At 39.6% G+C, this 22524-nt stretch carries 19 protein-coding genes and 1 other annotated feature; all 19 genes read left to right on the top strand.

Features of this window, described 5'->3' with window-relative positions; all coding sequences use genetic code 11:
- Positions 1-105 precede the first annotated feature (105 nt).
- The 19 genes from NST85_RS15965 (at position 106) to argS (ending at position 22415) form a co-directional block, all read left to right on the top strand.
- Positions 106-1250, top strand: a protein-coding gene (locus NST85_RS15965) for an IS3 family transposase (protein ID WP_127195319.1) whose coding sequence is annotated in 2 segments (ribosomal slippage) — positions 106-400 and positions 400-1250 — 1146 coding nt in all. Because the reading frame shifts where the segments join, the coding sequence is not laid out codon by codon here.
- Positions 1251-1542: 292 nt separating this feature from the next.
- Positions 1543-1938 carry a hypothetical protein gene (locus NST85_RS15960; RefSeq protein WP_341189763.1) on the top strand — a complete coding sequence of 132 codons (396 nt, stop codon included), beginning with the start codon at positions 1543-1545 and terminating at the stop codon, positions 1936-1938.
- A gap of 75 nt (positions 1939-2013) precedes the next feature.
- Positions 2014-2862, top strand: a complete 849-nt coding sequence (gene pheA / locus NST85_RS15955) for a prephenate dehydratase (RefSeq protein WP_341189762.1) — start codon at positions 2014-2016, stop codon at positions 2860-2862.
- Between the two features lie 465 nt (positions 2863-3327).
- Complete coding sequence (locus NST85_RS15950; RefSeq protein WP_341189761.1) at positions 3328-5397, top strand: serine hydrolase domain-containing protein; 2070 nt, start codon at positions 3328-3330, stop codon at positions 5395-5397.
- Between the two features lie 242 nt (positions 5398-5639).
- Positions 5640-6131: a hypothetical protein gene (locus NST85_RS15945; protein ID WP_127195042.1), complete on the top strand. Its 492-nt coding sequence runs from the start codon at positions 5640-5642 to the stop codon at positions 6129-6131.
- A 79-nt stretch (positions 6132-6210) separates the two neighbouring features.
- On the top strand, positions 6211-6984 hold the full coding sequence (locus tag NST85_RS15940) for a nucleotidyltransferase domain-containing protein (protein WP_127195041.1): 774 nt from the start codon (positions 6211-6213) through the stop codon (positions 6982-6984).
- An 85-nt stretch (positions 6985-7069) separates the two neighbouring features.
- On the top strand, positions 7070-7423 hold the full coding sequence (locus NST85_RS15935; protein ID WP_341191121.1) for a DUF5071 domain-containing protein: 354 nt from the start codon (positions 7070-7072) through the stop codon (positions 7421-7423).
- A 41-nt stretch (positions 7424-7464) separates the two neighbouring features.
- Positions 7465-8442, top strand: coding sequence for an ROK family protein (locus NST85_RS15930; RefSeq protein WP_341189760.1), 978 nt, complete (start codon positions 7465-7467; stop codon positions 8440-8442).
- A 35-nt stretch (positions 8443-8477) separates the two neighbouring features.
- The gene (locus NST85_RS15925) at positions 8478-9263 is read left to right on the top strand and encodes an SDR family oxidoreductase (RefSeq protein WP_341189759.1); all 786 of its coding nucleotides are present in this window, start codon (positions 8478-8480) and stop codon (positions 9261-9263) included.
- Between the two features lie 202 nt (positions 9264-9465).
- Complete coding sequence (locus tag NST85_RS15920; RefSeq protein WP_127195037.1) at positions 9466-9933, top strand: hypothetical protein; 468 nt, start codon at positions 9466-9468, stop codon at positions 9931-9933.
- 15 nt (positions 9934-9948) lie between these two features.
- A complete protein-coding gene (locus NST85_RS15915; protein ID WP_127195036.1) occupies positions 9949-10488 on the top strand; it encodes a hypothetical protein in 540 nt (179 codons plus the stop codon).
- A 20-nt stretch (positions 10489-10508) separates the two neighbouring features.
- Positions 10509-11048, top strand: a complete 540-nt coding sequence (locus NST85_RS15910) for a GNAT family N-acetyltransferase (RefSeq protein ID WP_127195035.1) — start codon at positions 10509-10511, stop codon at positions 11046-11048.
- Positions 11049-11270: 222 nt separating this feature from the next.
- Positions 11271-12230, top strand: a complete 960-nt coding sequence (locus NST85_RS15905; RefSeq protein WP_127195034.1) for an ABC transporter permease — start codon at positions 11271-11273, stop codon at positions 12228-12230.
- A gap of 16 nt (positions 12231-12246) precedes the next feature.
- On the top strand, positions 12247-13143 hold the full coding sequence (locus NST85_RS15900) for a carbohydrate ABC transporter permease (RefSeq protein ID WP_127195033.1): 897 nt from the start codon (positions 12247-12249) through the stop codon (positions 13141-13143).
- Positions 13144-13247: 104 nt separating this feature from the next.
- A complete protein-coding gene (locus tag NST85_RS15895; protein ID WP_127195032.1) occupies positions 13248-15080 on the top strand; it encodes an ABC transporter substrate-binding protein in 1833 nt (610 codons plus the stop codon).
- A 209-nt stretch (positions 15081-15289) separates the two neighbouring features.
- The gene (locus NST85_RS15890; RefSeq protein WP_341189758.1) at positions 15290-16969 is read left to right on the top strand and encodes a sensor histidine kinase; all 1680 of its coding nucleotides are present in this window, start codon (positions 15290-15292) and stop codon (positions 16967-16969) included.
- Positions 16962-18359, top strand: coding sequence for a response regulator transcription factor (locus tag NST85_RS15885; RefSeq protein WP_127195030.1), 1398 nt, complete (start codon positions 16962-16964; stop codon positions 18357-18359). Before NST85_RS15890 ends, NST85_RS15885 begins: the two co-directional genes overlap by 8 nt.
- Entirely contained in the window at positions 18356-20035 is a 1680-nt protein-coding gene (locus NST85_RS15880) for an extracellular solute-binding protein (protein WP_341189757.1), read from the top strand. The genes NST85_RS15885 and NST85_RS15880 overlap by 4 nt, the downstream gene beginning before the upstream one ends.
- Before the next feature lie 298 nt (positions 20036-20333).
- Positions 20334-20640 (top strand) — a binding site (T-box leader).
- 50 nt (positions 20641-20690) lie between these two features.
- On the top strand, positions 20691-22415 hold the full coding sequence (gene argS / locus NST85_RS15875; RefSeq protein WP_341189756.1) for an arginine--tRNA ligase: 1725 nt from the start codon (positions 20691-20693) through the stop codon (positions 22413-22415).
- Positions 22416-22524 lie beyond the last annotated feature (109 nt).

Here is a 22524-nt window from a genome sequence, read left to right as displayed (position 1 = left end):
ACCATGGAATGGGACTGCCCCCTTAACGTGAGACAAATTAAAACACCTTCAAGAGAATTCAACCATGTCGTAAGATATGGAGACAAACTTGGAGGTGTTTTTGCGTTGGCAACAAGAGTTAGCTACCCTGTAGAAGTAAAAATGAAAGCAATTGAAATGAGATTGGCTTGCATTCCGGTAAAAGAAGTTATGGAACAACTCAACATACGAAATAAGACACAAGTGAAAACTTGGATGCGGTGGTATCGCAGTGGTGAATGGAATCGGCTAGAGCAACCCGTGGGCAAACAATACAGCTACGGCAAAGGACCCGAGTATGCATCAGAACTGGAGAAACTAAAAGCTGAGAATCGGTTTTTGAAACAACAATTAGATGTACTAAAAAAGTACAAGGAGATGCAAAGGAGGTGTCACCAAAGATTGTAGTGGAATGGATCGAGTCTATCCGAGGAGAAGTGAGCGTTACCCAAGCTTGTGAATGGTTAGGGCTCCCTCGTACAACGTACTACCGTTGGAAATCAGCGTATGACACCGAGTGCAAAGATCACGTGGTAGAGAAGGTCCGGGAACTCTGTATGCAACATAAATTTCGCTATGGATACCGAAAAGTAACCGCGTTGCTTCGACTGGAACAAACAATCAATCATAAACGTGTACAACGGATTATGCAGCATGAAGGGTTGCAGTGTCGAGTTAGGATAAAGAAACGTAAACCAACGGGACAGCCCGCGTATCTAGCAGAACATCTGTTAAAGCGTGAATTTCAAGCCCATTTACCGATGAAAAAACTTGTCACGGACATTACATATTTACCCTTCGGCGGAAAAACATTGTACCTGTCGAGTATCTTAGACTTGTTTAACGGTGAGATTGTGGCTTACAGTATAGCCGACAAGCAAAACATCGCGTTTGTATTGGATACGTTAAACCAACTGCCTCCTCTACCAGGTACGATGCTCCATAGCGATCAAGGTAGCGTTTATACATCGGAGGCTTATCAGGCGGCCGTAAAAGGAAAAGGCATTACCATGAGCATGTCCCGTAAAGGAACGCCCGCTGATAATGCCACCATCGAATCGTTTCATTCCACGCTAAAGTCTGAAACGTTTTACCTCGAAGGGCTCACTTGTACAACGACGGCAATCGTTGAACAAACCGTTCGAGACTACATTATTTACTATAACTCAGTTCGTATTCAAACAAAACTAAAAAACCAGTCACCGATTGATTTTCGGCGACTGGCAGTTTAAACTTGCAAGGTGTTTTGATCCCTGTCTCACAAACGGGGGTCAGTCCCGAATAGTTGGAGGTTCTTTTTTTTGAAAAAGAGATTGTTCCCTTGCGCTTAGAATATGAAAATGATTCAAGATATCGGTATGTGAAAGCATGCTAGTAAGATGTATAATCATGGAAGAAGTGGATGACAAATGACCCGCGGTATCTGCAATTACTTGTAAACATGAATTTTAAAAAATGAAAGCAGGTAATTAAATGAGGAATTTGTGTTTTTGGATTTTTAGTATAGTAATAGGGATATCAATTATGAGTGGTTGTAATAAAATTGAAGAGACTACGACGGATAATAATAACACCTCAATGTTATATGATGCGGAATTTATTATGAATAAGTATCAAGATGTAAAATCAGGATACATACAAATTACAGGGGATAAAGTTGCTTTTAAGGAAGCTATTTTCGATTATGATGACAAGGCAATAATGTTTGTTAAAGAATATATGGATGAAGATTTTATTGAATATGATTTATCAAATGCACCGGAAATATTTATGATAGAATTTGAGGATTTTACAACGAAATATAAAAAAGTTGATTATGAGTTTCTCTCTGATAACTTTAAAAACTATTCATCAAGACCATTTTATGTTGAGATTATCGACAATAAAATATCAGCAATAATCGAAATATATGTCCCGTAGAAAGTTCTGAATGCCAAACGATAGATGAACTCGCATGGAAGAAAAACTAATAAAATTGAAGGAGATACCCATCGTATGAAAGTAGCTTATCTTGGACCTGAGGGGACATTTTCAGAAGAAGCAGCGGTTAAATATTTCAATGAAGATGAAGTTGAATTCTATATGTACGACACAATTCCAGATGTGATTGAAGCAGTAGGAGAATATAGAGTAGATAAAGCAATCGTTCCTCTAGAGAACACAATTGAGGGAACAATTAATATGACTATTGACGCGTTAATCTCATTTGATAATTTGTTTATCGAAGGTGAGTACACATTACCTGTTTCTTTACATCTGCTTGCGAACAAGGACGCGGATCTCTCTGGAATTAAAGAAGTATGGTCAATCTCTCCGATACTAACTCAATGTAGAAAATACATAAGAAAACGTAGTATTAAGAGCTTACAGTACGATAGTTCTGCATCAGCTGCTAAAGCGTTAAAAAATAGCGAAAGGACTGATGTAGCTGCTATTGGTTCGATATCATTAGCAAATAAATTGAACCTAAACATTATTGATTGGAATATCCAAGACAATTTTGACAATCAAACCCGTTTTATTATCATCAGTAACAATCTAAATACGGAAATAGATTTAATGAAGACTATGTTTGTAATAACACCTGGCCAAGATCAACCTGGGGTATTATCTTCAATATTGAATGTATTTACCGCTCTTACAATAAATTTATCATGGATTGAATCACGTCCAACTGCAAGGAAACTAGGAGTCTATAGATTTTTTTTAGAAGCAAATAATAACTGTAGCCGGGTAACGATTGAGAGAGCAGTTACTATATTAGAGACATTAGGGCATGAAGTTCGAATAATAGGGAGATTTAATGCATTTGAAAGTAAGTCAATGAAGCAACACGACATCTAATAGCAAAGCATCTGTTTCCGGGGGATTCGCCCCTTGGTTGTCAGATGTATAATCATAGAATAAGCACAAACAACAATTGACCCAGCCTAAGATAAGAGTTATCTTAGCCCCCTTTAGATAAGATACTACACGATCAATATCCAGACCGTTTATTATTAGGATTAATTCCTACGATTGTTGACTGGATAACGCTTAAGGAAGAAGCGGATTTTGTTCGAAGTCGTTTTTACTTAAATCAAGAAATAAAGTTATTACCCATACTAATGTGTCCGGATGATTGTGATTTGTCGTGTACCTTAATTATTGCGGAAGTTAAAAACACTATATTCACTCACGTAGCGGAGCTATATTGTGGTGAAGAACAAAAACATGGGAACATAGGAGTAAGTTTTTTGTGGGAAATTGAACCATTCTATCTAATGAAACGTAATACATCATAGTATCATATTTTTAGGAGGTTTTTTAATGAAGAAAAGGTTGATATGGATTCTGAGTGCTGCTATTGCACTAACACCGCTTGTTCCGACTGCAGCACTAGCGTCTAACGAGAATGTTGCAACTTCAATTCAGACACAGGCGACGATCGCTTCTGAGAAAGCGGCACTGCTTACCAAACAATACGGTACGACCAGCGTACAGTATGCACTGATCGACAACGGCAAGATTACAGTGACAGGACAGACGGGATTAAACGATGTAGAAGGGAAAATCCCTTTGACCAATGAAACCATGTATGGTATCGGATCAACGAGTAAAATGTTTACGACTGTTGCCGTCATGAAATTGGTAGATGAGGGAAAAATTAATCTGGATACCCCCTTAGTGCAGTACATAACTGATTTCAAAATGATAGATGAGCGTTATATGCAAATTACGCCACGTATGCTGCTGAATCATTCTTCTGGACTTCAAGGGTCAAGTCTGAGTAGTGGATTTCTGTTCAATGATAATGACACGTATGCGCATGACAACCTACTAGAGCAATTGTCTACACAGCGTTTGAAAGCTGATCCGGGGGCATTCTCGGTGTATTGCAACGATGGATTTACACTGGCTGAGATTCTTGTAGAAAGAGTCAGTGGTATGAAATTTACTGCATTCATTCATCAATATATTATCGAACCTTTAGAATTGAAGCATACGAAGACATCGCAAGATGTATTAGATTCAAGCAAACTTCCGGGTCTTTATTATCCAACATTTCCAACGCAGCTTCCAAATGAAACTGTCAACGTGATTGGGACGGGTGGAATTTATTCCACAGCAGAGGACATGGTACAATTCTCGCAAATATTTATGGGACGTGAAAAAGATATTCTGTCGGACAGTGCGGTACTAGCAATAGAGCAAGAGGAATTCAAAAAGGGAATGTGGCCCAAAGAAGCGGATAATTTAATTGACTACGGGCTTGGTTGGGATAGTGTAAGATTATTTCCATTCAGCGATTATAAAATAAAGGGTCTCAGCAAGGGCGGAGACACAATTTTGTATCATGCTTCTCTTGTGGTGCTACCAGAGCAGAACATGGCTGCTGCAGTTCTATCATCAGGCGGAAGTAGTTCGACGAACGAACTGCTGGCTCACGAACTTCTTCTTCAAGCGTTGAAAGAGAAGGGTGCAATCAAAGAAATTAAGCCGGAGAAATCATTCGGCATTCCTGTTAAGGCTGACATGCCAAGCGACATCACAAAGTACTCGGGCTTTTATGGTGCTACCGGACAACAAATTAAAGTTGCTATAAAGGATGGAGAGCTATCATTATCGGTGCCGAGTGTCCCTGCGTATCCTGAGCAGAAATATATATATACAGTGGAAGGCTCTTTTGTTAACGAAGTTGGGAGTTCGAAGATCAGTATTGTAACCGAGAAAAATGGACGCACCTACCTGTGGAATAGAGAATATGCAACAGTTCCGGGATTGGGACAATTGGCAATATCTCAGTACGTAGCTGAGAAGCTAGAAACTCAGGCCTTATCTAAAGAGACGGAAGATGTATGGGCAAAGAGAGAAGGCAAAACATATTACCCTGTGAGTGAGAAGTATAGTTCTGTTGTTTACATGATGAATCCAATCCTCAAGATTTCCCGTACCGCAGAATTAAAGGATTATTTCGGAGATAAGAAAATTACTGGACCGAATACTGCAGTGAGCCAACATCAAGTCCCAGGCACGGGAAGCCGGGATTCGGATGGATTTCGTTTTTATACGAAAGAAGGTATCGAGTACTTTGAGTCGGCTGGAAGTTTGTATGTCAGTGAGGACAAAGTAATACCTCTCTATCGAGGTAAAAAATCTACGGTTACTGTGCAAACTGACGGTAATGCTAGATGGTATAGTGTACCCCAAGCAATTGCTGGTAAGAAGATGATAGTATCGATGCCTGAACAAGGTGCTTATGCGGTATACGACGGAAATGGAACATGCGTGAACTACACCGTAATTAGCGGTAATAATGAAGTGGTTCTCCCTGAGAACGGAACAATCGTATTCGCTGGTAATGCTGGATCATCATTTAACATTTCGTTGGAGAAATAGCTTACTTGATTGATCTGATTTGATCGTAACAATGACTACTGTTTAACAAGCGCACCAGTTAATTTTGGCTTACTCAAAGTTAACTGGTGTGCTTTTTTTATTTTTCGAGCTATCACCATAGGTTCCCGCGATGTATAATATTGGAATATGAACAGATAACAAATGAACCAGCCAAAGATTAGAGTTGTCTAAGCAATAAACATTAAAAATGGACCAAATTGTTTTTATGAAAGGGTCTAACAATGAGAAAGAGTCAAATTATATTAATGATTACTGCTATTGTTATTATTATCGTGAGTGTTTCTGCTGGAACTGGACATTACATATTAGATCGATTTTTCACAATTAATGCTGGATGGCGAATGAATTGGGGATTAGAAGTTCCAAAGCCTAATCAAAGTAAATCTGTAATTGAGAATGTTGCGAGTTTTAATGGGGACGGAGAATTCTTTAATATTTCGACGTATAGCGGGAAGAAGATCAATTCATTTATTAAAAATAAATCTTTTAAGGAAATTGATAAGAATTCATTAATCAAATTAGAAGGTTATATTTCAAATTTTGATGAAGGGCTTCAAAGTATTAGAGGAGGAAATAATTATTTACAAGATAATCCTGTGATCTTTAAGCAAGGAGATTTGTATTTATATAAAAAGAAGGACGATGGAAGTTACATTATTTCTGTAGTAAATATTGAACAGAGAATTTTATACACATTGGAGTGGCTTCAATAAATAAAAAGTCTAGAGTTATCTAAGGCTGGGTCATTTCGTGAATGCCGAAGGTAAGACGAAACTACTGGAGGGTTAAATAATGGAGGGAATTATAAAGGAAGAATTAAAGTGCATAGAAGAAATGCATAATGTAAAAATATTATATGCCTGTGAATCTGGAAGTAGGGCATGGGGGTTTCCATCAAAGGATAGTGATTATGATGTGAGATTCATCTATATTAATCATCCAGATTGGTACTTATCTATTGATGATAAGCGGGATGTTATTGAATTACCGATTAATGATCTATTAGATATTAACGGGTGGGATATCAGAAAAGCACTTAAACTATTCAGAAAATCTAATCCTCCATTACAAGAGTGGTTACTTTCCGATATAGTTTATTATCAGAAATATGACTTTATTAATAATTTGAGAGCGTTGAGTAGTGAGGTGTTCTCGCCTATATCGTGTTTTTATCATTATCTAAATATGGCACGTAATAATTACCGTGAATATCTACAAGGTGATCAAGTGAAAATTAAGAAGTATTTTTACGTATTGCGCCCAGTATTAGCTTGCAAATGGATTGAACAACATAATACTATGCCCCCTATATTATTTAAGGATTTAGTAGAAAGTACATTGTCAGAGGGAGCCTTGAAAACTCAGATTAATTTACTCTTAGATCGTAAGATTCAAGGAGAAGAACTTAATTTAGAACCGAGGGTTAACGTAATCAATGAATATATCGATTTAGAAATTAAATATCTTGAAGCATATATAAAAACAGTGAATTTTGAAGCATCAGACCCAACGAGTAAATTGGATGAATTGTTTAGGAAAACCCTGCTGGAAGTATGGTCTTCATAGTATGGAAGAGGATTTGCAAATATTATTAGGGTACTTAAGTTGGTTTCAAACTGAAGAGAGACAGGAAATAGCGATTTAGAAACTTATAAAACATAAAGAAAAATTAGTTGATTCATTAATAACTAAATCATCAAAGGACCAATGGCATAATGCAGTAAAGATAATTGGGAAACTAGACTACTCAGATCAAGTACAAATGGTTCCCCAAATGCTCTTTTTGCTACAGGATGTAAACTGGCCCGGGGCGGTTGAGGCAACAAAAATAATGGAAAGCATAACACCCGAAGAATTAAAACCTCATATTATTCGAGCATTAGTAGAAGCGAACGAAGAAAACGACACAATATGGATTGCTTGGATTAAAGAGTTTATTGAAAAAAATATATTACTAGAACAATTTGAAGACTATAACAACATTCTAAATAAAGCAGAATGGTGAATGTATCTTACTGCAAAAATATACAGCATAGGAGAATTCATATGAATCAATTTACGATAGGCATTGATCTGGGTGGTACTAACATTAAGGCGGCAATATTTGATAATGAGTATAAGAGTTTAACTGAAAAGAGTATTCCTACAGAAGCGGCTATGGGACCTAATCATGTAATGAATAGAATTAAAGATACAATAATGGACTTGATTCATACATCAAATCTGTCTCTCACCGATATCAAATGTATGGGGATGGGTATTCCTGGTCTTTTAGATCCTTATGAGGGGCTTTCTATTTTTTCACCTAACTTCCCTCACTGGGAGAATATTCATGTTGTTAATCATATGAAGACTTTTTTTGATTTCCCAACGTTTATTGATAATGATGTTCGTGTAAATCTCTATGGTGAATGGCGCTATGGTTCTGGAGTGGGGTATCAAAACTTAGTATTAATTACTTTAGGTACTGGATTAGGGTCAGGAATAATCAATGATGGAAAAGTCATTTATGGTAAAACTTCAAGCGCTGGGGAAATTGGACATATGAATATGTACAGAGAAGGACGTCCTTGTAAATGCGGAAGTTCAGGATGCTTAGGAAGATACGTTTCTGCAGTAGGTATGGTGAACACTTTTATTGAAAAACTCAATGAGGGTCAGCAAAGTATTATCCAAGAATGGGTCGGACAAGATCATAGTTTAATAACAGCCAAAATGATTTCCGAAGCATATGATCAAGGAGATCACGTCGCTATTGAAGTCATGCATGAAACGGGGAGGATATTAGGTTTTGGTCTTTCCAATGTTATTAATATATTAAATCCTGAACTAATCATTGTAGGCGGTGGAATGTCTGCTGCGGGAGATAGATTACTTAATATCGTTCGAGAAACAACGGTTAAACATGCATTAAAGCTATCCAGTCAGGCATGTAAGATTCAGCAGGCTCAGCTAGGTGGGAGAGCAGGAATGATAGGTGCGGCTGCTTATGCAAACGAGAGACTAAAGCAAACGAAAGACTAAAATTAAGTAAGACAATAGTAAGGAGGAAATGTCAGATGGAGCGAGAATTAGCGCTAGAAAGAAGAATAGCCATAGTAACAGGTGCCTCTCGTCTTAACGGTATTGGGGCAGCTATATGTACTGCGTTAGCGAGTAAAGGAATGGATGTGTTTTTTACATATTGGACTACATATGATAGTGAGATGCCTTGGGGGATCCGTTCAAATGAACCTCAATTTCTGCAGGATAAAATTTTGGAATACGGCGTGCGTTGTGAGAAACTGGAGTTAGATCTTACGGATATATTAGCACCCGCTAAGTTATTAGATATAGTGGAAGAGAAATTAGGGAAACCATCCATCTTAATTAACAATGCGACCTATTCAGTTGATGTAGGGTACGATACATTAACTGCTGAAATACTTGATAGACATTACGAAGTAAATATTCGTGGAACCATGTTATTAAGTGTAGAGTTTGCTAGTCGGTTTAGCCAATCTAAAGGTGGAAGAATTATAAATTTAACTTCGGGTCAATCGCTAGGACCGATGGCTGGTAATATAGCGTATGCAACTACTAAAGGAGCCATTGATACTTTCACCTTAACCTTATCGGCTGAACTAGCCTCGAAAGGAATTACAGTGAATGCGGTCAATCCAGGTCCCACGGATACGGGATGGATGAATGATGACGTAAAGAATGTGATTTTGACTAAATCTCCAAACGGTAGAATTGGAATGCCTCATGATGCAGCTAGATTAATTGCTTTTCTTGCAAGTGACGAAGCTGAGTGGGTAACTGGACAGATCATCCATTCAGAAGGTGGATTTCAGAGAGGTTAGTTTGTGTTGTCCATCTGAATGATTTGCGTGAACGACTTCGAATAGGGAGGTGTCTCACATAAAGAATAAAGCAATTATCATTAGCGGCATAGTAATAATTCTGACTATTTCTATAATAACTACTCTGTATTTTCAATCCAATAAATCTGATGGGAATGAATTAAACGATATTGATTTTAGTAGTATTGAGATAAAGTTATTAATGACACAAACTGAAGTTGAAGGGTTATACGGTGAAGGAGCAGATGATATAGAAGGTTGTTTTGGTTGCGGAATGGATTTCTCCTATCCTGAACTGGAGTTATCTGGGCGGTATTCTGAAACTCTTGACCGAATGGATAAGAACGGTGAGATCGATTCGATTAAAAGCCCAAAGGTTAAAAAAATAACAATTGCTAAAGAAAATTTTTCAATACTGGGTGTTCAACTTGGGAGTAGCTTTAAGGACGCTAGGCGCACATTGGAGAGAAAAGGATTCAAATTACAATCTAATGAAAATGAATACTACTATAATTATTATTATAAAGGGAATTTATTTATAAAATTATGGTGGGATAATGCATTGTATAATCTTAATCTGAATCATGGATATTTGGGTGAAGATGCAGAGAAAGTAACGAGTATAACATTAGAAGTTCGAGTTAAGGAAGATGAAGAAATAGTTTATTAGTCACACGGAGGCCAAATGAGAAAAAAGATATCATTAATGGTAATTTTGATCTTAATTTTGTCAGGAATAATATATTTGGGTTATAAATTGACTGAAACAGTATGGGTCTCAAAGGAATTTGCAAATCATTTATATCAATACCCACTACCACCCGAAACCATCGTCTTGGAAAAGGGGCAATTTAACGCGAAAAATTGGATTGATGGAGGCGGAAGTGGAGGGTATTGGAATGTTGTTTCCTTCATGAGAATATCTTCTGAATTATCTAGCACAGAAATCCTGAAGTACTATAAAGATACTGAATTATTCCCCTATCCAAAGAGCGATGAACTTGGGGTAGAACTCGAAATATATTTTGAAGATGATCAACAAAAAGAAGAGTACAATGAAGGATTTTACTATAGAAGTAAGCAGGAGAATATTAGATTTATAAGTTCATACTTTAATGATCTTGGTGAGATAAAGAATGAAGGCTTAACTGATGAGACAAACGAAAATACAAATTACATCATACAAATTCATAGTGGATTTAGTTATTTCCTACAGATAGATTAAATATAAAGAGGAGATAAGGAATGAATATCATTGGGCAACGAATCTTATTGAGGAATTTTGTTGAAGATGATTTTTCTTTTTACAATGAATTGGAGCAAAATCCAGTAACACACAAATATGAAAGTAATGCACCAGATACAGTTGAAATACAACAGGATTTTCAAAAAGCACTTTCAGATTCAATTAGCAATCCACGTGAGAAATACCAACTTGCAATATGTTTGAAGGATGATAATAGACCTATGGGTCGTATAAGTATTAAGTTAAATTGGTCTGAAATTAGAGAATGGGAGATCGGTTGGGCATTACATACGGATTTTTGGAAAAAAGGATATGCAACAGAGGCTGTTGAACTTATGCTAGGATTTGCATTTAGTGATCTCAATGCACATCGAGTTGTTGCATACGCAAACACTGAGAATGAATCGTCCGAACAATTGATGATTAGAGCTGGTATGATCAAAGACGGCATACTCAGAGAGGTTAGATATTGTAATAATAAATGGTGTAATGAATCTATTTACTCCATGCTTGAACGGGAATGGAGACAAACCAAATAAAGTTTTGTAAAGTACTAATTTCCCTTTCTGTTCCTTGGCGACCCCAAGTGACTGGAAGGGATTTTTTGCGTCCTGCGAAAATGGTTCAATTTCTTGTGATTTTGGTTCACTAACACCGTACGAACGTCCCCCGGGGAAGATCTGCTATCCCTCTCGTATACAAGGTCAACCTTGCTATGATGAAAGCGTAAACAAAACTACTGGAATAGGAGATATCAGCTTATGGAGCTACCGTCTGGTGGACTTGACCGGGGCACTTATATGAATCAACAACCCGGCCGTAAAATGGCGAACAAATACAAATTATTCTTCATGGCCTTTCCATTTCTTATCATTACTTTCATTTTCTATTATTTACCGATTAGCGGATGGATCTATGCGTTCTACGATTTCATTCCTGGTATTCCGCTGTCAGATACACCTTACGTTGGATTAAAGTGGTTCCGTACGATCGTATCTAACCCGACACAAACGGGTGAGGTGCTACGTGTTCTCAAGAATACGCTAGCCATGAGTTCACTTGGACTTATTACCTCCGTATTCCCGGTTATATTCGCTATCTTGTTGTCTGAGATCAAAACAGGTTGGTATCGCAAATTTGTTCAGACACTAACGACGATTCCAAACTTCATAAGTTGGATTCTAGTCTACGCTTTGGCATTCTCTTTATTCTCCGTAGATAACGGGGTGGTAAATACGATTCTGATCCAGTTAGGTATCATCGACGAGGGAGTCAACTTCCTGGCTTCAAGCTCAAATGTCTGGATTACGATGATCCTCTGGTATTGGTGGAAATCGTTAGGTTGGGGAGCCATTCTCTATCTGGCGGCGATTGCAGGTATTGACCAGGACTTGTATGAAGCGGCTGATGTAGATGGTGCCAGTCGTTTTCGGAAAATATGGCATATTACCGTACCGGGGCTCATCCCGACGTTCTTCGTTCTCTTATTGCTCTCTATAGGTAATTTCGTTAATAACGGAATGGAACAATACTTTGCCTTCCAGAACGCGATGAACAAAGACTCCATTGAAGTATTGGATCTGTATGTATATAACATTGCTTTTGCTAATAACTTCCCGTTTGCTACGGCTGTCAGTATGTTGAAATCAGTCGTCAGTGTTATCCTTCTGTTCGGGGCAAATACATTGTCCAAGAAGGTTCGCGGGGAATCAATCATCTAGCGAGGAGGGGATCGATATGAACTCGAAACAAATGGGAGCAGGCGGAGTTTTCTTTCAAATCATCCTGTATATACTCTTCGGATTATTTACACTGACTTGTATTTATCCGTTCTATTATCTCTTCATTAACACGATTAGCTCTAATGATCTTAGTTCTGCAGGGTACATCACCTTTTTACCACGAGAAATCCACTTTGCCAATTACGTGAAGGTATTGAGTATACCTGGTTTAAGTCAGGCGGCGCTAGTCTCAGTCTATCGGACCGTTGTAGGTACTTTCCTTACGGTGGGGGCTTCAGCTTTCCTAGGTTATCTGTTTACCAAGAAAGAGATGTGGGGCCGGCAAATTTGGTATCGCTGTATTGTGGTTACGATGTATTTCAGTGCAGGACTCATTCCATGGTACATCACGATGAACAACCTCAATTTAACTAACAACTACCTGGCATATATTTTGCCGACCATTATTACACCCTTTAATATCATACTTATCAAAACCTTCATTGAGGCCATTCCGCCTTCACTTGAGGAATCAGCGGCCATGGATGGTGCGGGGTATTTACGAGTATTCAGGAGCATTATCATTCCGTTGACGACGCCTATCCTTGCAACCATTACGATCTTCTCGGCGGTAACTCAATGGAACTCTTTCGTGGATACAGCCTTCTTGATGACTGAAACCAAATATTTCACACTACAGTTCCTCTTGTGGCGGTATTTAAATGAATCTAGTTCATTGGCTGCCTTAATACGTAGCTCAACGGATATGGCTGCCAGTGTAGCCAACATGCAAACACCAACCTCTGTGAGAATGACCGTCACTATGATCGTGGTTTTACCGATCCTCATTGTTTATCCTTTCTTCCAGCGTTTCTTCGTGAAAGGGATCATGATCGGGGCAGTCAAAGGGTAGGGATTGGCATCATCAGAAGACATTGCAAATATCAAATTGGGTTTACATTCGCTTGATGCGAAGTTGAACTAATAAGAAGTAAGAAGGGGAGGTTGTACAAACATATGAGATTCAAGAAATCATTCTTGATCATGATGACAGTGGTACTATTGGTTGTTATTGCTGGTTGCGGCGGAGGGAACAACAACGCGAAACCGGCAGAAACAACGAACAAGGCTAATAACACAGCTCAAAAGGAAAATGACCCAGCGAATACAGCTACACCTGATGATGGAGCTATCGATCACTCGAAACCACTCAAATTGACGGTATTCTCCACTACGGCTAACTATGCAGGGCTGCAAACAGGATGGTTTGCCAAAATCATCAAGGATAAATTCAACCTTGAGTTTGATATCGTTGCCTCCAATTTAACAGGTGGAGATACGAAGATTGCAGCTATGATGGCATCGGGTAATCTCGGGGATATCATTATTTTCGGTGATGATAAGAGCCATTATCCTAATGCTATCAAGGGGAACTTGTTGCTAGATTGGAATCAGAATGACCTACTTAACAAATATGGTAAAGACATCGTGGCTTCCTTCCCGAAAGCTACGGAAAAAGCGGAAATTGCCTTTGGTGGCGGTTCAGCTATATATGGTATGGGTAACAATGTAGCTTCTAATCCAAAGGGAGCTTCCGAAGGTAAAGATATGACTTGGGGTCCTGACTTACGGTGGGATTTGTACCAGGCCGTTGGAGCACCTGAGATCAATTCAATTGAAGACTATCTACCTGTTCTGAAGAAAATGCAAGAGCTTGAGCCTAAGAACGCGAATGGTAAAAAGAACTATGCGTTCTCGCTCTGGTCCGACTGGGATGGTAACTACAAGATGACACTAGCCAAACAGTTTGCAAACATGATGGGATACGATGAAATTCCTGATACGTCAGTGTATGTAAAAGCAGACGAGGAGAAGTATTATGATTTCTTAGCCGAAGAAAGCTGGTATATGAAATCACTTCAACTTTATTATGATGCGAACCAAATGGGACTTCTAGACCCGGATTCTTTAACTCAAAAATTCGATGATGTAGTAGCTAAATACAAAGATGGGCGCTTACTATTCTCTTGGTTCCCATGGCTCGGTGCAGCAAACTACAATACACAGGAAAACATTGATGCAGGTAAAGGTTTTGCACTTGTACCGTTCAAAGGTGAGCTGATGTATTCAACCGGTTTTAACGTATACGGAGGAAACGGCATTATCTCGATCGGAGCTAAAGCGCAAGAGCCTGAACGGATTATGGAGTTCATTAACTGGATGTATACACCAGAAGGGGCGATGATTTCAGCAGGTAGTGGCACAGCCGTTCCAAATGGTCCACAAGGTTTGACTTGGGATATTAACGCTGAAGGTAAACCATTTGTTACCGACTTCGGTTGGAAAGCTTATGCTGACCAACAAAATACACAAGTGCCTGAAGAGTTTGGTGGTGGGGATTACTACTATGGACAAAATCAGCTTAACTTCTCCTTCATAGTTCCTGCGATGACGAATCCAGAAACAGATGAACCTTTTGATCACAATCTATGGACTACAACTCTCGAACGCAATCCTTCCAAGCTTGATAGTGATTGGAGAGCTAAGATGGGTGTACTTACACCGAAAGAATACTTTGTTAAGAACAACTTGATTGCGATCGCTCCACAAGGTTTTACAGGCAAAGAACCACTTCTCATGGATAAGACGCTGGAGCAAAAGAATAAGCAGATCGGTACAATCATCCAGCAGTACTCTTGGAAGATGGTATTTGCTAAGAATCAGGCGGAGTTCGATAAACTAAATAAAGAAATGCATGACAAAGTAAATGGTCTTGGCTATGCAGAAGTAATGGAGTTCTCGATTAAAAAAGCAGAAGAATTGTTCGAAGCTCGCAAAAGTGTTCAATAATTACAGGTTAAAATAAAACTCAGGCAGATTGGCTTCTAGCTAATCTGCCTGAAAGCGTTCTCGCTTAACGATTTTTCTGGTATTGTTATGTTAGATAATTCCATTACAAAATATGACTATTGGAGGGGATACATAGGATGATTTCATCGCTAATACGGGATTCTCATAGGAAAGCCCGATCCCTTCGGCAAACATTAGTGATTCACTTGATGATTGGTTCCTTGTTACCGCTCATACTCGTAGGAATCGTTACGTATACTTCAATTCATTCTATTTTGTCAGGAAAAATTCATAGTGGAATTAGTGCAAGTCTGAAGCAAGAGGCGTTCAATTTAGAAAATGCGATCGATAATCTAGATTTTGCATCGAAACAGTTTGCGCTGGATGGCCAGATCGTCGCGGAAGTATCCGATTTTTTGCAAGAGAAACAGATCTACCGGAAATCGCAAATCATGGCCTCTATTAATCAAAAGATCAATCTAGTCAATTTCACAAATCCTTATATCGGTCTAACGGCATATATTATGCCTGACGCTGAAGACCCCGTCTTATTTACGAATATGAGTATGAAACCAGATGCGCTTAATCTCAAATTGCCTGAGTTCATTCGTTATAATGGGGCTAATTATTATGGGCCACACCCAACGATGTATGTTGTCGGGGATAATCTAGTATTCTCTGAACAGCGTTCCGTCGGAGTATCTGGGGATCAGAAGTTATATATCTACTTGGAGACGAATTATAGCTTATTTCGCAAAATTTTGAATCAAGAATCTTACGGGATGAGAGTGACTCATCTCTTAGTTAATCAACAGGGCGCTACAACTTACGTGGAAGATGATAATCTACCCCAAAGTGTAATAGATGCCGTAGGCGGGAACTCGCATCTTCCCCACGAAGAGCATGGGGGTTATCATCTATTTAGATATGAGAGTCCTCAAGGGTGGCAACTGATTGCTGCCGTTAAGAAATCAACATTTAACAGTGAAATTTATACTTGGTTCTATAAAATGATCTTACTATCGATCTCAACACTGCTGTTCGCCGGCTTTCTTGGCATGTTTCTGTGGAAACAAGTGTATGGTCCTTTGCGCAAAGTTAACCTAGAAATCGTACGCATGGCAGAAAATCGCACTACGCCGGTTTCCTACACGAATGTAGTGGAATTCGATTTTGTGCTCCAAAACTTTCAGGACATGAAAAATGAGGTAAATGAACTGATCTTAGCCGTATCACGAAATGAAAAGCAGAAGAGCCAGTTCGAAATCGAGAAACTGCTTAGTCAGATCAATCCTCATTTTTTACATAATACACTCAATTCTGTTCAATGGTTGGCGAGACTGAACGGGCAGAAGGAGATCGACAAACTAGTCACTTTGTTGGTGAAGGTGCTTCACTACAATTTGGGTAAACAAAGTCTGATTGTCACCATTCAGGATGAAATTGAAGCGATGCGTAATTATATGGAGTTACAACGTATCCGCTATGATTACGAGTTTGAGTTTCATGTAGAGGTTTCTGATGAGGTAATGTCAGTTGCTGTACCACGCTTTCTCCTGCAACCTTTGGTGGAGAATTCCATCTATCATGGCGTGAGTGAGCAGAGTGGCAAAGTTGATGTGACGGCGATTCCATTTGGACTTGATCATGTGCTGCTTCGGGTGAAGGATAATGGGATTGGTATTGATCCTGCGAAGCTTGAACATATGTTCTCTGATGAAGAAGAAGCGAAGAAGCGTGGTCTCGGGATCGGCCTATCCTACGTAAATCGAATGTTAAGACATTATTATGGAGATCAAGTTCAGCTAGACATAGTAAGTGAGCCCGGAGTAGGAACGATTGTATCTATCATAATTCCCAAAAAAGCAAAGGAGGATTTCCATGATTAGAGCTGTAGTCGTTGACGATGAGCGACTTGTTCGTAAAGGATTTATATCCCTAATCGATTGGGCGTCACTCGGTATAGTTATCGTTGGGGAGGCTGGTGATGGCAAAGCGGCATTAGAGCTTCTCGAGCACAAGGAAGTAGATTTACTGTTCGTCGATATCACCATGCCAGGGATGTCAGGATTTGATCTAATTACGCAGGTTAGACAATGTTATCCTGCGATTTCATCGGTTGTATTAACCTGTCATCATGAATTCGATTATGTTCAAGAAGCGATTCGTCATGGGGCTATTGATTATATAGTGAAAACACTGCTAGAAGTAGAGAATGCGGATCAAGTAATTCGGCGGATTGTCGATCGTATCAAATGGGATACGTCCCATCATGCAGCTTTTAAAGAAGGACCTGAGAAAAAAATGCTAACGGATTCCGCTCTGATATTCCAACCTTTGAACAAGAAGAGACAGGAACGGGATTTATTTCAGTTATCGGTGGTCAGACAAAATCAATTATTGGTATTGAATGAGATGTGGATGTCGCCACTAGTTCACCGCTTTCCTAGTGAGGATTGGGAGAATGAAGTGAAGGATCAATTAGATGGGAACTGGCAAACGGTCCTCTTAACGGGATTATTGGATCAACCTCTGGATACTATCAATCGAACCCTGTCCACTAAACTTACCCCAATGTTATTCTATGCAGCAGACTGTGAAGGACCTATTCGTTTCACTTACGCTGAGATTAATCAACCCACTGCAAAAATGCCAGAGCCTGATATAGATGTACTTGAAAGCTCACTTGATCTAAAATGGGCACTTGATCACGCAGAATGGGAACTTCTCATAAAAAGAGTATGGGAGCAACGTCCGAATGCAGCAGCATTTGCTTCGTTTGGTCACAAGCTCTGCCACACTTGGGATGGCATGTTATTGAACCTAGAGGAGAAGAAGTTATTTCAAGACTCTATGGAACGAAATGTGGCATGGGCTCATTGGAGATCTTGGTTGCGCAAATTTTCTGATCAAGTCCAACGTCGCATGGTAGAGCTCTCCCTTACGAAAGAAGTCATGTTATGTCTTGTGAAATCCGTCATCTATATGAGTAAACATGCTGGAGAGAAGATCAACCAAGTAGATGTTGCTGCTCATATTAATATGAGTCGCAGCTACTTCAGTCAATGCTTCACCCGGTTTGCCGGAGAGACATTTGGCGAGAAACTACGTCATATGCGGTTGGAATTAGCAAAATCTCTTTTGCTTGAAACCACCTATCCGGTATATGAAATTGCCTCGATGGCGGGATTTGAAGATGATCGTTATTTCAGTAAGTTATTTCGTGAGCGGGTTGGGAAATTGCCGAATGAATTTCGGTTTGATGGAGGGAAATCATGAAGTTAACGAAGTTATTCCTTTCATTGTCATTGATTTTGGCATTTGTCCTTAGCTTAAGTGCATGTCAAAGTGGCGCAGAGTCAGGAGAGGAAGGGGGCTTAGACGAGATAGTTAGTATCCAAGATGATCCGATATATGGGGTATATGATAATCAGGTCGTGGTTAGGGTCGGATTCATGATCCCCGATTCTAAGTTGATGGCTGGGGATACGAACGATAACAACCCTGTCACGCGTTACCTCGAAGAGATCACGAATATTAAGGTTATCCATGCTTGGGAGGCCAAAGGCGATGAAGCCTATGCTCAGAAAGTTGATTTGGCCATTGATAGTGAAGATCTCCCAGATGCGATGGTCGTTACACGAAATCAGCTCATGGAATTAATCAAACAGGATAAGATAGAGAATTTGACTACAATCTTCGAACAATATGGTTCAGAATTAATTAAGGAAATGTACGATTCAACGGAGGGAGTTGCACTCGCTGAAGCTACCTTTAACCATAAACTATATGGACTACCGAATGTCGCAATTAATGCCGACTCGCCAACCCTGCTATGGATTCGTCAGGATTGGTTAGATCGATTGAATCTTCAAGCTCCTCAGAGTCTCGAAGATATAGAAGAGATTGCGAAGGCGTTCATTGAACGCGATCCTGATGGCGATGGAAAGATGGATACGATTGGACTTACGGGTTATAAGGGAGTCGTCTATGGAACCAAACCGCAGATGAATGGATACGATGCTATTTTTAATACTTATCATGCATTCCCTAAGAACTGGGTCATAGATCATGAAGGAAATATTATATATGGCTCAATTGCACCTGAGAACAAGGAAGCCTTGGCTAAGTTAGCCGATTGGTACAAAAGGGGACTGATTGACAAGCAGTTTGCTCTGAACAAAGAAACTTGGGATCCTATTATAGCTGGTAGGGCTGGAATGTTCTTTGGTCCTTGGTGGGCGCCCTATTGGCCATTAGTTAAAGTGGTGTCAGGGGATACAAAATCAGAATGGCGAGCATTTGCCGCTCCGCTTGATGTTGAGGGGAAGTTTGTCACGCATATGGCCCCCGTCACCGACCGGTATTTGGTCGTACGCAAAGGTTATGAACATCCTGAAGCGGTAATCAAATTATTAAACGCATTTACCCGCCTGGAGCGAGGATTGGATCCCAATAAGAAGGTCGCCAAGCTAGAGGAATTTGCAGCTCAATTAGGTATTCAAACGCGTGCCTATTATCCGTTTGACTTATTAATTGATTATTCAGATGCCATTGAGAAGCGTTACGCCGCCGTACAGCAAGCGCTTCATGGTAAATTGGATCCGGAGACACTGGATGCGAATACAAGGCAAATTTATAATCAATGGGTCGCTGAGAAGGAAAATCCTAAGAAAGATATGGAAGGTTGGAAGTCTGCAATTGCTTATGAATATGGTGTAGGTATACTGGCTTCAACACCAATGGAACAGGTGCGAAGTGTTTATTATGGGACTACCTTATCCATGAATGACAACTGGGCCAACCTGGAGAAATTAGAGAATGAGACGTTTCTCAACATTATTGTCGGTGATTTACCGATCAGTGCATTCGATGACTTCGTAGCCGACTGGAAACGGCTTGGAGGGGACCAGATCACCCGCGAAGTGACTAAAATTGTGGAAAATAGTAAGTGATCCTTGACATCGGCTGCATTATTCGGTATAAACTTTAAAAAGCTTAACGGTCGCAATACCAAAATCAGTGCTAGCATAAATGTATAACGTAGATTAAGACCGCTACGCGGACGGATTATCCTTACGATCGCTGTTGCCTCCAAATTTGTTTGATTATATCGCTATAGCGGTAAAAATTTGGAGGCAAAGGCGAACGCTACGCTTCTTCAGGACAATTCCGCCCTCTCCGCTATGATCTGCATATACATTATTAGCAACAATGATTAAGGTTTAGATCCGTAAATATTTCAAATAATTATGAACATTAATGATAGGGACAGTAACTCATAGCCTTCTAGTCACAGCGAGCCGGGTAGGTGTAAGCCGGTACAGAACCATGAGTGAAGCGGACCCTGGAAATGATTTGCCGAACTATATAAGTTGAATTACAGATAAGTGGTACTGCGATGTATAATATTTCGAACTCATCGCTAATCACACTGGATAGTTGAACTTATATGCAGTAGGTAAATCCGGTCATAGACCGTTATCAAAGCAGAGTGGTTAAATGATGAATTTAACACTTAGAGTGGTACCACGGGAAGCTAACAGCTCTCGTCTCTTATATAGAGACGGGGGCTTTTTGTGTATTCTTAAAAAAAGGAAGGGTGGAAATATGCAACACTATAAAGAACTCATAGCAGGCCAAGTTTCTTCATTGATCAAGGAAATCTCGTCAGAAGAGGTAATGTCCCTACTAGAGTACCCAGCAAAGCCAGAAATGGGGGATATTTCTTTACCTTGCTTCAGTCTAAGTAAAATCCTCCGTCAGGCTCCAAGTCAGATTGCCGAGAGATTGCAAGAACAGATTAAGGATGATGCTATTGCGCGAATGGAGGCACTTTCCGGATATTTAAATTTTTTTATAAATAAGGAGCAGTTTGCTACTACCATTATCCATGAAATTATTAATGAATCGGATCGTTACGGTTCTCGCAATATTGGCCAAGGGCGCACGGTCGTTATTGATTATTCTTCGCCCAATATTGCCAAACCTTTTCATGTAGGTCATCTGAGATCAACGGTTATTGGAAATGCGCTGTATCAAATCTATTCATTTCTTGGATATAACTGTGTAGGGGTTAATCATCTCGGAGATTGGGGCACGCAATTCGGTAAACTCATTGTTGCTTATCAACGTTGGGGGAGTGCTGAACAAATTGAACAAGACGCAATAGACGAAATGTTTAGACTATATGTCAAATTCCATCAAGAAGTGGAAACCTACCCTGAGCTAGAAGATGAGGCTCGTGCCTGGTTCGTAAAGATGGAACAGGGAGATCAAGAAGCATTACATTTATGGACAAGGTTTATAGAAATAAGTATGAGAGAATTCGAGAAGATCTATAATTTACTTGGAGTTAGCTTTGATTCTTATGCAGGTGAAAGCTTTTATAATGACAAGATGGAGCCAGTGATTCAGCAGCTTAAAGACCAAAATTTATTAGAAGAGGATCAAGGCGCTTGGTTAGTTCGTTTAGATTCTTTTGACATGGCACCCGCTTTGATGCTTAAGAAGGATGGCAGTTCGTTGTATCATACACGTGATGTGACCGCCGCAATATACAGACAAGAGACCTATCATTTTGATAAGGCGATTTATGTAACGGATTATTCTCAGAATCTGCACTTCCAACAGTGGTTTAAGGTTATAGAATTGATGGGTTATCCGTGGGCGAAGGATCTAGTTCATGTTCCTTTTGGTCGTGTTAGTCTGGAGGGAAGCGGATTCTCCACACGTAAAGGAAATGTCATCAAGCTTGAGGATCTGCTGCAACAGGCGATTCTCAAAACCAAGGAGATCATAGAAGCTAAGAATCCTCAGTTGGACAATAAGGATGAAATTGCACAGCAGGTGGGCGTAGGTGCAGTTATTTTCAACGATTTAAGTGGTAATCGGATCAAGGATATCGTGTTCTCTTGGGAAGAAGTTCTTAGCTTTGAAGGAGAGACCGGGCCTTATGTTCAGTACACACATGCACGTGCATGTAGTGTGATTCGTAAGGCGACAGAACTCGGGTATACTACGCCGGTTGATGGTGAACTTGCAATTGAACTTGATCCAACCCTTTTAAACAACAGTGTAGAATTCAGTACTTTGAAGATGCTATCTTTATTTCCCGAACGAATTGAACAAGCATTAGTCAAACTTGAACCGTCCATGATTAGTCGCTATCTTGTTGACTTAGCACAAGCATTTAATCGATTCTATCACGACAGTCCGATATTGATTGAGGATGTATCCTTACGTACAGCGCGACTTGCTTTGGTCCAATGCGTTCAAATAACACTACAGAATGGTTTACGCTTAATTGGGTTACAGTCTCCGGAGAAAATTTAGAATAGGTGGCGAAAAATACGAACATGGAACATATTGAGCAGTGAAAATATATAAAAGTGCCAAAAATACGACCAATAAATATATGTTCCATTTGAAGAAATGACATATC

The sequence above is a fragment of the Paenibacillus sp. FSL K6-2524 genome (assembly GCF_038005525.1).
In the GTDB taxonomy this organism is placed as follows: domain Bacteria; phylum Bacillota; class Bacilli; order Paenibacillales; family Paenibacillaceae; genus Fontibacillus; species Fontibacillus anaericanus.
This window is presented reverse-complemented; position numbering and strand designations above follow the sequence as displayed.